This is a genomic window from Phycicoccus avicenniae, assembly GCF_050496545.1.
In the GTDB taxonomy this organism is placed as follows: Bacteria; Actinomycetota; Actinomycetes; order Actinomycetales; family Dermatophilaceae; genus Phycicoccus; species Phycicoccus avicenniae_A.
The window spans coordinates 199,196-211,220 of sequence record NZ_JBNVZV010000003.1 but is presented as its reverse complement, the minus strand read 5'-3'; the positions used below and the strand labels follow the sequence as shown (position 1 = coordinate 211,220).

Sequence of the window (12,025 nt, the reverse complement as noted above, 5' to 3'; positions counted from 1 at the left end):
ACGACGACGGCCCGCCCCCGCGGTGGGGACGGGCCGTCGGTCGGACGAGGCGGTCGGTCAGGAGGTCGCGACCGTCACGCCGTAGTACGAGGCCGCGTCGACGACCGGCTGGTAGAAGCTGTAGCTGCCCGCGCCGTAGCCGGCGTTGAAGCCGCACTCGACGCCGACCGGGCCGCCGGAGGTCATGCCCTGCGCGTAGTTGTTCGTGCCGATGTACGCGCCACCGGAGTCACCGCCCTCGGTGCAGACCGTGGCCCGGGCCAGGCCGCTCACCGAGGTGCCGCCCTGGTAGTTGACGGTGACGTTGTAGGCCTGCACCTGGCCGCAGGTCCAGCCGGTCGTGTTGCCGGCCTTGCAGATGTCGGAGCCGACGGGGTTCTTGCTGGCGCCGTACACGGGGACGTTGCCGGAGAGGCCGCCGCGGGTGTCGACGTAGGGGCGGCCGACGTCCTCGGCGTCGATGTCCATGAGGCCCATGTCGACGCTCGCCGCACCGGTGACGAACCGGCTGCTGACGCCCTTGCCGATGTGGGTTCCGTTGGCGTCGAGGATGTCCGGGAGCCCCTCGACGCAGTGGCCCGCGGTCAGCAGCACGTTGTTGCCGCTGGAGGTGGTGCCGGGGAAGCCGAGGCTGCAGTTCGTGCCCGGCGAGAGGTCCATGATGCGACCCGGCACGACGTCGGCCTGCGTGGTGAGCGGCGCGCCCTCCTCGACGGTGACGCCGGCGACGCGGGCGAGCGCCGACCGCAGCGAGGCGGGGGCGTCGGGGGCGACCTCGGCGACGACGGTCTGGCCGGCGAGGTCGGGGGTGAGGGACACCAGCTCGCTCGAGCCCTTCGCCGCGGCCTGCGCGGTGCGCGCGATGGCGTCGAGGTCGCTCTGCCCCCGGCCCTGGCGGGCGACGAGGCCCTCGGCCTGCACGGAGCGCGCGGCGGCGGGGGAGTCCACGAGCACCACGAGCCGCTCGCCGTCGAAGTAGGCGCCGTCGGTGGCGACACCGCGGCGGTCGAGGGACTCGTAGGTGCGCTGCCGGTCGGCCTTGCGCTCGAGGGACTGGCGGGCCTGCTCGGTGCTGACGCCGTCGCGCTGGGCGACGAAGCCGGCCACGACGTCGTCGGGGGTCGGGAGGGGGGCGGCGCTCGGGGCGGCCCAGGCGCTCACGGATGCGGCGGCGACGACGGCGCTCGTGACGACGCCGACGGCCAGGACGCGGTGCTTCATCGGGGACTCCTTCGTGGGGGTCGCCGGACCGAGGGGGTCCGGCGGCGCGGCGCCGGGGGTGGCGGCACCGGGGCCACCCGCCGGCGGCCCACCACCACCTCCGCAGGCCGTGACGCCGATCGCAAACCGGGACAGCCGTTTTGACCGAACCCATAACGGATCCTCGACCGACGCTGGGTTCCTCGTGACCACCCTCGGGGGTGTCCTGTGGGCACTCTTTACCCACGATTCCGCTCTCGGCGTAACTATCCGCCGTCGGCCGGAGGTGGGGTGGCGGCGGCGTCCGGGACGGTCTCGAGGGCCAGCGGCGCGCCCGCCTCGCAGGTGCGTCCGGGGTCGGCCTGGCGCGTGTCGATCCGGTCGCCGTTGGTGATCGACACGTCGTCGTAGGCCGGCCGGCCCTCGATGACGTCGCGGAACCGGTACCGCGTCAGCGACGAGAGCCGGCAGTCGGTGCCGAAGGTCAGCACGTCGAAGGACGACGGCTGGCCGACGAGCTCCTCGCCGGGCGCGTCCGCGGTGAAGTGGGTGAAGGGCCCGCCCCCGGTGAAGGTGCCCACCTGGATGCGGTTGCCCTCGAGGTCGCTGGAGTGCATGTGCCCGTTGAGGAGCACCCCACCGGACAGGCCCTGGACCGCCCAGGGCTCGTGGCTGACGACGATGTCCGTCGCCTTGCGGCCGGTGAAGGCCTCCTCGAAGGCCGTCCGGGCGGGGAGCTGCTTGAGCCGCGACCCGGTCCCGGAGTCGCCGAACCAGCGCGGGTCGTTGAAGCCCGAGATGGTGACGCCGCCGATGCTCGCCTCCTGGTACCCCCCGGTCGGTGGCTGCAGCAGGACGACGTTGGGGACGCGCGACATCCGGCGCAGGACGGCGGCGTCGGTGGCGGAGGTGGCGTCGTGGTTGCCGCGGGTGAAGACGTACGGCACGCCGAGCGAGCCGATGCCCTCGAAGATCCCGGCCGCCTCGCCCTCGGCGACGGTCCCGAAGTTCACCAGGTCGCCGGTGTCGACGACGACGTCGATGCTCTCCTCCTCGACCACGGTGCGCATCAGCGGGTACTGGTTGCCGCCGTGGATGTCGCTGACGAGCAGGACGCGCAGTGCGGGGTCGGCCTCGAGCGAGCCGGCGGCGTACTTCTGCTGCAGCGCGGTCGAGAGCGCGAGGAGGTTGCGCAGGTACGGCGTCACCTGGGCGGCGCGGGTCTCGACGTCGCCGAGCAGGCCCTGGTTGCGCTGGAGGGTGCCGAGCACCTCGGTCGCGGTGAAGGTGCCCTGCCGGCTCGGCTGGTAGGTCGTGTAGAGCGCGGCCGTCGTGCCGGCGGTGGCGACCGTCCAGCCGACCACGGTCGCGACGACGAGGGCGCGCGGCGGGCGGCGGCGCCGTGCGGCCGACCACGTGACGAGGACGGCCAGCCCGGGCAGCAGCGCCCCGAGGGCGAAGCGGGAGAGGACGTCGACGGCGGTGTCGCGGATCGCCGAGTCCAGCTCCTCGGGGCCCGGGCGCAGGCTGGCCAGGCTGACACCGGGCCGGGACAGGGCGTCGGTGATGTTCGCCCGCACCTGCGGCACGACGCGCACCCCCGGCGCGAGCCCGGTGAAGGAGACCCGCACGTCGCCGAAGGTCGTCTCGGCCAGCAGCTCGCCCGACAGCCGTGGGTCACCGGCGAGCGAGACGCTGGCCTGGTAGTTGCGGGTCTCGGCGGTGGCCGGCACGAGGGAGGTCGCCGCGACCCCGGCGCCGGCGCAGGCCGCCGTGAGCAGGACGACGCCGAGCGCGTGGCGCAACCGGTGGGACCCGAGGCGGTGCCCCGCCGCCCACCAGACGCCGACCGCCGTCACGAGCGGCCACAGCACGGTGAGGACGGCGACCACCCGCTCGTGCAGCCCGAAGACGCCGCCCCCGGTGTCGACGGTGAGCGAGGCCACGGCGAGGACGAGGACGGCGCCCGCCGGGAACGCGACCCGGCGATCCAGGACCGCCGGCCCGTCCCGCCGGGCGGCGAGGAGCGGCCAGAGCGCGAGCAGCCCGAAGGACAGCGTCGCGACGGCGGTGTGCGCTGCCGAGGACCCGGTGCGCGAGGGCAGGGGGAGCAGCGCGACGAGGAGGGTGGCCGCCCCGCCGGCGGCCAGCGCGATGCGACCCGTGGGCCGGGCCGCGCCGAGGGCCCACGCGCTGACCAGGTGCGCCACCCCGGTGACGACGAGCGCGGTCGTCATCACCCAGCGGTGCGGGGTCTCGAGCGAGGCGAGCGCGCTGATCGACTCGGCGGTGGGGTCGAAACCGCCACCCACGAGCCCGGCGGCCCACGTCCAGCCGCCCACGAGCGCGACGGACGCGACCGTCGCGCTGGCGACGGCGGTACGCAGGTGTCCGGCGGGCCGGGGCATGCCTCCACCCTAGGTCGGTGCTCCGGGCGCCCACCGGCGGTCCCCGGGATCGCGCATAGGGTGACGTCATGCCGGAGCCCGTCACCTCGTCCGACCCGCTGCCGGATGCCCTGCGCCGCTCCTTCGCGGCCGTCCTGTTCGACATGGACGGCACCCTCATCGACTCGATCGGCGCGGTGACCCGGTCCTGGTTGCGCTGGTGCGAGGAGTACGGCGTGGACCCGCAGCGCCTGGTCGGCTTCCACGGGGTGACCGCCGAGAACCTCATCGCCGGGCTGCTGCCGGAGGAGCGCCGCGTCGAGGCCTTCGCGCGCATCCGCGAGATCGAGCGCAACGACGTCGAGGGCATCGTCGTCCTCCCGGGGGCCGCCGAGCTGCTGCGGGCGCTCGCGGACGCCGGCGTGCCGACCGCCATCGTCACGAGCTCGACCGACGACCTCGCCGAGGCGCGGCTCACCGCGACCCGGCTGCCGCACCCGCCGGTCGTCGTCACCGCCTCCGACGTCGAGCGCGGCAAGCCCTTCCCCGACCCGTGGCTCCTCGGCGCCGAGCGGCTCGGGGTGGACCCGGCCGACTGCCTCGTCGTCGAGGACGCCGTCGCCGGGCTGCAGGCGGCGCGGGCCGCGGGGTGCGGTGGGCTCGTGGCCGTGACGAACACGATGGAGCGCGCCGAGCTCGAGCCCGAGGCGCACCTCGTCGTGCGCGACCTGTCCGCGCTGCGTGTCGAGGCCGCGGACGGGACCTGTCGCATCGTGGGTCACGGCGCATAGGGTTCCGAGCGTGGATGCCGACGTCGTCGTCGTGGGAGCCGGGCTCGCCGGTCTCGTCGCTGCGTGCGAGCTCGCCGACGCGGGCCGTTCCGTGGTGCTGCTGGACCAGGAGTCCGAGGCCAACCTCGGCGGCCAGGCGTGGTGGAGCTTCGGCGGGCTGTTCCTCGTCGACAGCCCCGAGCAGCGCCGGATGGGCATCCGCGACTCCGCCGACCTGGCCTGGCAGGACTGGCAGGGGACGGCCGGCTGGGACCGGCTGACCACCCCCGACGGCTCCCCCGGGCCCGACCACTGGGGACGCGAGTGGGCCCGTTCGTACGTCGAGTGGGCTGCCGGCGAGAAGCGCGACTGGCTTCGCGCGCAGGGCGTCTCGTTCTTCCCCGTCGTCGGCTGGGCCGAGCGCGGCGACGGCACCAGCGGCGGGCACGGCAACTCGGTCCCCCGGTTCCACATCCCGTGGGGTACCGGCACCGGTGTGGTGGCGCCCTTCGAGCGGCGGCTGCGCGAGCACCTCGCCGGCGGTCGCGTCTTCTACCGTCCACGGCACCGCGTCGACGCCATCGTGATGTCGAGCGGCGTCGCCTCCGGCGTGCGCGGTTCGGTTCTCGCGGAGGATGACTCGCCGCGGGGTGTCGAGAGCAGCCGAGAGGTGGTCGGCGAGTTCGAGTACGGCGCGCAGGCGGTGCTGGTCAGCTCGGGTGGCATCGGCGGCAACCACGAGCTGGTGCGCGCCAACTGGCCCGAGCGCCTCGGCGCGGCACCCGAGCACCTGCTGACCGGCGTCCCCGCGTACGTCGACGGCCGGATGCTCGCCATCACCGAGGCGGCCGGCGGGAGCATCGTCAACCGCGACCGGATGTGGCACTACGTCGAGGGCGTGCGCAACTGGGACCCGGTCTGGCCGGGGCACGCCATCCGCATCCTGCCCGGCCCGAGCGCCCTGTGGTTCGACGCCCACGGCAACCGGCTGCCCAGCCCGTTCCTCCCCGGCTTCGACACCCTCGGCACGCTGGACCACCTGCGGCACACCGGTGCCGACCACTCGTGGTTCGTCCTCAACCGCTCGCTCGTCGGCAAGGAGTTCGCGCTGTCGGGCTCCGAGCAGAACCTCGACCTCACCGAGAAGCGGTACCGGGACGTGCTGAAGCGCCCCGTCACGAAGGTGCCGCCCGCCGTGCAGGCCTTCCTCGACCACGGCGAGGACTGGATCACCGCCGACACCCTCGGCGAGCTCGTCGCGCGGATGAACGCCCTCGAGCCCGGCACCCCCATCGACCCCGCCCGGCTCGAGCGGCAGGTCGTCGAGCGGGACCGCCAGGTGGAGAACGGGTTCACCAAGGACGCGCAGGTGGCGGCCATCCGGGTCGCGCGGCGCTACCGCGGGGACCGGCTCACCAAGCGGGCCTTCCCGCTGCACCGCATCCTCGACCCGAAGCACGGGCCGCTCGTGGCCGTCCGGCTGCGGGTCCTGTCCCGCAAGACGCTCGGCGGCCTGCACACCGACCTCGACGGCCGGGTCCTCGACGCGGTCGGCACGCCGGTGCCCGGGCTGTACGCCGCCGGCGAGGTGGCGGGCTTCGGCGGCGGTGGCGTGCACGGGTACCGCGCGCTGGAGGGGACGTTCGTCGGCGGCTGCCTGTTCAGCGGACGCACCGCCGGCCGCGCCATCGCCCGCGCCCTCTGACGCGGCCGGTCAGGCGCCCGGCTCGACGAGGACCTTGAGGCTCGTCGGGTCGCTGCGCAGCGTCTCGAGGGCGTCCTCGTAGCCCGACAGCGGGAACCGGTGGGTGACGAGCCCGTCGGTGCGGACCCGCCCCGAGCGCAGGAGGGCCAGCGAGCGGTCCGTGCAGTCGACCTGGGCGAACGAGCCCTTGACGGTGAGCTGGCGCCGGAAGACGTCGTAGGGGCTCAGCGGGATGCGGGCGTCCTCGTCGCACATGCCGTAGACGAAGACGGTGCCGTTGGTCGCCGTGAGCGAGGGCAGCATCGCGACGACCGACGCCGACCCGGTCACGTCGACGGTGACGTCGAAGCCGCCCGGCTGCAGGGCGGCCAGGGTCCGCGCGGTCTCGCCGGCGTCGCGGGTCACCCGCACGACGCGGTCGACGCCGTAGCCGTCGGCGAGCTCGAGCTTGAAGGGCGTCGGGGCCGCGACCGTCACCCGGCCGGCGCCGCCGTGCAGCAGCAGCTGGGAGAGCAGCAGCCCCGTCGTCCCCGCACCGACGACGAGCACGTCGGCCCCCGGCCGCAGCGCGAGGACGTCCATCCCGTGCACCGCGCAGGCCAGCGGCTCGGCGAGGACGGCGACCTCGGGGTCGAGGTCGTCGGCCGGGTAGACCTTGTGCGCCGGGCTGAGGAGGGACTCGGCGAAGCCACCCGGGGCGTTGACGCCGAGCGAGAGGAATTGCTCGCAGAAGAGGTGGTTGCCGCGCGAGCACTCGGGGCACCGGCCGCACGACGAGGCGTTGTCGACGGCCACCCGCTGCCCGGGCCGCAGGTGGGTGACGCCGTCGCCGACCTCGCGCACGGTGCCGGTGGACTCGTGGCCGGGCGTCAGCGGGAAGGTGGCGAAGAACCCGCCCTCGTGCAGGTGCAGGTCGGTGCCGCACACCCCCGCGAGGTCGACGTCGACCACGACCTCGCCCGGCCCGGCCGACGGCCGCTCCACCTCGCGCACCGCGAGCGAGCGCGGCGCGTCGTAGACGACCGCCCGCATCGTCCGGCCGGGGTCGGGGGGCGCCGCGGGGGGGACGGGGGGCGGCGCGTCGTCGGGCACCCGTCCTTCCTAGCCGACCGGCGCGATCGGCGGTAGGGCCGTCCCGTCACGGGTTAGGCTCCGCGGGTGCCGACGACGCCCGCCACCTCGCGTGCCCCGGGCCGGACGCGACCCTCGTGAACGCCGTCCTCACCGGGCTCGGCCGCCTCCTCGGGCTCCAGCTGATCCTCCGGCTCACCGACGGGATGCCGCGTGCCGCGGCCCGTGCGCTCCTCGCCGCGACGGTCGTCGTGGTCAACGCCGCGCCGGTGCTCGCCGTCCTCACCGGCGCCATCGGGTACGGCGACGTCTGGCTGTGGCTGGCCGTCGAGGTCGTGACGATCTACGTGTGGACGCTGGTGCGCGCCCTGGTCGCCCGCGGCGCCGACGGGCGCGGCCGGGCCCGCTCGTTCGGCACGGTCTTCTTCGCGTTCCACTACGGAGGCTTCGCCGTCGTCCCCTTCCTCGTCGGGCTGGCCACCGTGCTGCCGGTGGCGCCGTTGCGCGGCCCGTGGCTGACCGTGCTCGTCCTCGGCGGCATCGGCTTCCTCGCGGCCGGTTGGGCGAGCGCCGGCCGGCTGCGCGAGCGTCAGCCGCTCGGCATCGGAGACTACGTGCGGGCCTACGCCCGGATGGCCCTCGCCTACGCCGCCCTCTTCGCCCCGCTCGTCGTGCAGGGCGTGGGCAGCAGCGATGACCTCACGCGACTGTCGGCCGGCCAGGAGCGCGGGGTCGCCCTCGTGGTCCTGGCCGCCAAGCTGGTCCTCGAGCTCCTCCTCCTCCTGGCCGTCGAGCGGCGCGAGGGGCGGCTCTTCGTCCTCGGCCGGCCGGTCGTCGTCACGGTCCGGAGAGCGGCGTGAGCGCCGACAGCACCACGGGTGCCCCTCCGCTGCACCGTGACCGCGACTTCCGCCGGTTCTGGCTGGCCCGCCAGGTGTCCATCGCCGGGACCCTCGTGACGGCGGTCGCGCTGCCGGTGCTGGTGTACCGGCTCAGTGGGAGCCCGTCGCTCACGGCGCTCGTCACGCTGGTCGAGGGCCTGCCGTACCTGCTCTTCGGCCTCGTCTCGGGCGCGGTCGCCGACCGGCTCGACCGCCGCCGCGTCATGGTCGTCGCCGACCTCGCGAGCGCGCTGGCCATCGGGTCGGTGCCGCTCGCCCACGAGCTCGGGGTGCTGACCGTCTGGCACGCCCTCGTCGCCGGCTTCGTCACCCAGGCCTGCTTCGTGTTCTTCGACGGCGCCGCGTTCGGCGCGCTGCCGGCCATCGTCGGCCGCGACCGGCTCGGGCCGGCGAACTCCGCCATCTGGGGCTTCGGCTCGCTCCTCGACCTGGGGGTGCCGATGCTGGCCGGCGTGCTCCTCGCGGCACTCCATCCGGCCCTGCTCCTCGGCGTCGATGCGCTGAGCTTCCTCGCGTCGGCGGCGGCCGTCGTCGGCATCGCGGCCCGGCTCTCCGGTGCCCGCGACCTCCCGCCGATCAGCGCCCGCGCGGTCGCCGACGAGGTGCGCGTCGGGCTCCGCTTCCTCCTCGACCACCCGGGCGTGCGCTCGCAGACGGTGATCGGCTTCCTGCAGTCGCTCTCGGGGGCCGGCTTCATGGCGCTGTCGGTGCCGTACGCCGACCGGCTGCTCGGGGTGGGCACCAGCGGGTGGCGCTTCGGTGCGGTGTTCGCCGCGTGGGGGATCGGCGGGGTCGTCGCCGCCACGCTGACCCCGCGCCTGCATCGCCGCTTCTCGATGCCGCGCGCCACGCTGCTGGCCCTCCCGGTCTCGGCGGTGGCCGGGCTCGTGGTCGCGACGACCTCGTCGTTCGCCGTCGCGGTGGTCGCCATGGTCGGCTGGGGGATCGCGTACCAGGCCGTGGTCCTCACCTCCATCACCTACCGGCAGCAGGCGACGCCCGAGCACCTGCTCGGCCGGGTGAACACCACCGGCCGGATGCTCTCGTTCGGCGTCGGCTGGACCTCGGGGGCGCTCGGGGCCGGGGCGGTGGCCGGGCTGCTCGGGACGCGGGGGGCGATGGTCGCCATCGTGTCCGTCGGGGTGCTGGCCGCCGTGTACGGCTGGCTGTCGCCGCTCCGCACGCTGCGCGAGGTCCCGGTGCCGGCATGAGCGCGGCCCCGACCGAGGTGTCCGTGCGCCCGTCGCGCTGGGGGCTGCTCGCGGCGTTCGCGCTGCTCGTCGCGACCACCCAGGTGCTCTGGCTGACCTTCGCGCCGGTGACCGTCGAGTCGGCCCGTGCGCTGGGGGGGTCGGAGGGTCTGGTCGGCGACCTCGCCGTCGTCAACCCGCTGCTCTTCGTCGTGCTCGCCCTCCCCGCAGGGCGGTTCGTCGACCGGTCGCTGCACCCGACGCTCACGGCCGGCGCCCTCTTCACCGCGGCCGGCGCCCTGGTGCGGTTGGTCGACCCGGGTTCCTACGGCTGGCAGCTCACGGGCCAGCTGCTCGCCTCGGTCGCCCAGCCGCTGGTGCTCACCGCGACCACCACGCTCGCCGCCCGGGCCTTCCCGGCCCGCGAGCGCACCACCGCCATCGCCGTCGGGTCGGCGGCCCAGTTCGTCGGGGTGCTCGGGGGAGCGCTCGGCGGGGCGCCGCTCGTCGCGGCCGGCGGCCTGCCACTGCTGCTGCGGGTGCACGCCGGCCTGGCCGTGCTCGCGGCGGTCGGGGTCGTCGCGATGCTCCGCGTCGCCGTGCTCGCGCCCGTGGGGACGCGGGACGCCCACGGCCTGCGCTGGCTGCGGCACGAGCCGCTGCTCTGGCGGCTCGCGGGACTGCTGCTCGTCGGCGTGGGCGTCTTCAACGCGCTCGCGACCTGGCTCGACCCGGTGATGGCCGGCCTCGGGCACCCCGGGACCGGCGGCCCGCTCATCGCGGTCACCACGCTCGCCGGGATCGTCGGTGCCGCACTGCTGCCCGGCCCGGTGGCCGCGCGGCGCCGCCGACGGAGGTTCCTCGTCGCCGCGACCGGTTGCACGGCAGCGGTGTTCGTTCTGCTCGTGGTGGCGAACACGCCGGTCGTGGCCGGCGTGCTGCTCGCGCTGCTCGGGTTCGTCCTGCTCGCGGGGCTTCCCGTGGCGCTCGAGTGGTCCGAGGCGCACGTCGGTGTCGCGCGCTCGGGGACGGCGACGGCGTTCCTCCTGCTGGCCGGGAACCTCGGCGGGGTGCTGCTGGTGCTGCTCGTCCAGCCGTTCGTCGACGCGCCACGGGTGGCGCTCGTCGTCATCGCGCTCGCGGCCCTGCCCGGCGCGGCCGTCGCGCTCTCGCTGCCGCGCCGCGAGGAGGCCGGCTGACGGTACCCGCCGTCAGAGGTACTGGCCGGTGCCCTCGGCGTGGCCCGGACCGTCGGGCCGCTGGACCCCGGGCAGGCCCCCCGGGCCCTGCGGGGTGTGGCCGTGGCCCTGCCCCGGAGCCATGCCCGGCGGGAGCGCGCGCATCTGCTGGAGCTGGGCCTGGGCGGCCATCTGCTGCGCGACCAGCGCGGTCTGGATGCCGTGGAAGAGCCCCTCGAGCCAGCCGACCAGCTGGGCCTGGGCGATGCGCAGCTCGGCGTCGGTGGGCTGCTCGTCCCTGAACGGCAGCGCGATCCGCTCGAGCTCCTCGACGAGCTCGGGGGCCAGGCCGTCCTTCAGCTCGGCGATCGAGCGGTCGTGGATCTCGGCGAGGCGGGCGCGGCCGCGGTCGTCGAGGGGGCTGCTGCGCACCTCCTCGAGGAGCTGCTTGACCATCGACCCGATGCGCATGACCTTGGCCGGCTGCTCGACGAGGTCGGCCGGGTTGGTCGGGCCCTCCCGACCCTCCTGCTCACCGGTCTCGGGCTCGCGCGGGGCGACGCCCATCCCCTCGGGGGTGACGACGACGATGCGGCCCTCGTCGCCGACGACGGTGGCGGGGACCGCTCGGGTCTCGTCGCGGTCCTGGTCCTCACGGGGCTGGTCGCTCATGACCCCATCCTGCCCCGAGGACCCGACGTCCATCCGTTGACATCGTTCCTCGATATGCATATCGTCTCTCGATAGTACATCGACGATCGATAGCCAGGAGATGCCATGAACGCCGCGCCGCGACGACGCAAGGACCCACTGACGTTCGACCGCTGGGACCGGTGGGGGCTCACGGCGCTCCTCGGACTGGCGGCCGTGGTGACCGTCCTCGGTGGCGTCGTGGGCCCCGTGCGCGACTGGGTGGCGGGAGCCCCGGTCCGCGTCGAGGCGCACGCACCCGTGTCGGTGCCCCGGCTCGACGCCGCCGGCGTGCAGCACGGGTTGGCGACCTTCGACATCGAGGTTCCTGCGGTCGGTGGCGGGCTGCGCCTGCTCTCGCTGCTGCCCGGGGTGCTGGTCGCCCTGCTGGTCGTCGTCGGCGGGTGGCTCGTGCTGCGGATCATGCGGACGGTGGCGGCGGGCGAACCGTTCGCGGCGGTCAACGTCACCCGGATGCGCGCGCTGGCGATGGTGCTGGTGCTCGGCTCGGCGGTGGTGTTCTTCCTCGAGCTGTCCGTCCGTGGTGCCCTGCTGGGCTCGGCGGAGCTCGGAGGCCTCGAGCCCGGGGTCGTCCTCGACGTGCCGTGGCTCCCGATGCTGTCGGGACTGGTCCTCGCGATGCTCGCCGAGGCGTTCAGGACCGGCAGCAGGCTGCGCGACGATGTCGAGGGTCTGGTCTGATGCCGGTCGAGGAGCCGCACCGCGTGGTCTGCCACCTCGACCGGCTGCTCGAGGAGCGGGGGATGACCCTCGCCGCGCTCGCCGAGGCCGTCGGGGTCACCGTCGTCAACCTGTCGGTGCTCAAGAACGACCGGGCCAGGGCCATCCGGTTCAGCACGCTGACGGCGGTCTGCGACGTCCTCGGTTGCCAGCCCGGTGACGTCCTCACCGTCGGGCCCGCCGCCGACTGA

The 12,025-nt window shown here is 74.9% G+C and carries 11 protein-coding genes; 7 read left to right on the top strand and 4 right to left on the bottom strand.

Going from position 1 to position 12,025, the window contains the following annotated elements:
- Nucleotides 1-57: 57 nt before the first annotated feature.
- Together ACQZ2A_RS04095 and ACQZ2A_RS04090 are read right to left on the bottom strand one after the other, a co-directional pair.
- On the bottom strand, nucleotides 58-1,221 hold the full coding sequence (locus ACQZ2A_RS04095; RefSeq protein WP_430207403.1) for a S1 family peptidase: 1,164 nt from the start codon (nucleotides 1,219-1,221) through the stop codon (nucleotides 58-60).
- Nucleotides 1,222-1,466: 245 nt separating this feature from the next.
- Nucleotides 1,467-3,608: a DUF998 domain-containing protein gene (locus tag ACQZ2A_RS04090; RefSeq protein WP_430207400.1), complete on the bottom strand. Its 2,142-nt coding sequence runs from the start codon at nucleotides 3,606-3,608 to the stop codon at nucleotides 1,467-1,469.
- 68 nt (nucleotides 3,609-3,676) lie between these two features.
- On the opposite strand from ACQZ2A_RS04090, the gene ACQZ2A_RS04085 reads away from it, so the two are divergent.
- Nucleotides 3,677-4,378 carry an HAD family hydrolase gene (locus tag ACQZ2A_RS04085; RefSeq protein WP_430207398.1) on the top strand — a complete coding sequence of 234 codons (702 nt, stop codon included), beginning with the start codon at nucleotides 3,677-3,679 and terminating at the stop codon, nucleotides 4,376-4,378.
- 10 nt (nucleotides 4,379-4,388) lie between these two features.
- On the top strand, nucleotides 4,389-6,062 hold the full coding sequence (locus ACQZ2A_RS04080; RefSeq protein ID WP_430207395.1) for an FAD-binding dehydrogenase: 1,674 nt from the start codon (nucleotides 4,389-4,391) through the stop codon (nucleotides 6,060-6,062).
- A gap of 9 nt (nucleotides 6,063-6,071) precedes the next feature.
- On the opposite strand, the gene ACQZ2A_RS04075 is transcribed toward ACQZ2A_RS04080, so the two are convergent.
- Nucleotides 6,072-7,154 carry a zinc-dependent alcohol dehydrogenase family protein gene (locus ACQZ2A_RS04075; protein ID WP_430207393.1) on the bottom strand — a complete coding sequence of 361 codons (1,083 nt, stop codon included), beginning with the start codon at nucleotides 7,152-7,154 and terminating at the stop codon, nucleotides 6,072-6,074.
- Nucleotides 7,155-7,270: 116 nt separating this feature from the next.
- On the opposite strand from ACQZ2A_RS04075, the gene ACQZ2A_RS04070 reads away from it, so the two are divergent.
- The 3 genes from ACQZ2A_RS04070 to ACQZ2A_RS04060 are packed head-to-tail and all read left to right on the top strand — an operon-like array spanning nucleotide 7,271 to nucleotide 10,424.
- Complete coding sequence (locus tag ACQZ2A_RS04070; RefSeq protein ID WP_430207391.1) at nucleotides 7,271-7,993, top strand: DUF6498-containing protein; 723 nt, start codon at nucleotides 7,271-7,273, stop codon at nucleotides 7,991-7,993.
- On the top strand, nucleotides 7,990-9,246 hold the full coding sequence (locus tag ACQZ2A_RS04065) for an MFS transporter (protein WP_430207388.1): 1,257 nt from the start codon (nucleotides 7,990-7,992) through the stop codon (nucleotides 9,244-9,246). Before ACQZ2A_RS04070 ends, ACQZ2A_RS04065 begins: the two co-directional genes overlap by 4 nt.
- Nucleotides 9,243-10,424, top strand: a complete 1,182-nt coding sequence (locus tag ACQZ2A_RS04060; RefSeq protein WP_430207386.1) for an MFS transporter — start codon at nucleotides 9,243-9,245, stop codon at nucleotides 10,422-10,424. Before ACQZ2A_RS04065 ends, ACQZ2A_RS04060 begins: the two co-directional genes overlap by 4 nt.
- Before the next feature lie 12 nt (nucleotides 10,425-10,436).
- Here ACQZ2A_RS04060 and ACQZ2A_RS04055 read toward each other — a convergent pair whose 3' ends face one another.
- A complete protein-coding gene (locus tag ACQZ2A_RS04055; protein ID WP_430207383.1) occupies nucleotides 10,437-11,075 on the bottom strand; it encodes a bacterial proteasome activator family protein in 639 nt (212 codons plus the stop codon).
- Nucleotides 11,076-11,180: 105 nt separating this feature from the next.
- Here ACQZ2A_RS04055 and ACQZ2A_RS04050 point away from each other — a divergent pair, with 105 nt between their 5' ends.
- Nucleotides 11,181-11,795, top strand: a complete 615-nt coding sequence (locus tag ACQZ2A_RS04050) for a DUF2975 domain-containing protein (protein WP_430207380.1) — start codon at nucleotides 11,181-11,183, stop codon at nucleotides 11,793-11,795.
- On the top strand, nucleotides 11,795-12,025 hold the full coding sequence (locus ACQZ2A_RS04045) for a helix-turn-helix domain-containing protein (RefSeq protein WP_430207377.1): 231 nt from the start codon (nucleotides 11,795-11,797) through the stop codon (nucleotides 12,023-12,025). The genes ACQZ2A_RS04050 and ACQZ2A_RS04045 overlap by 1 nt, the downstream gene beginning before the upstream one ends.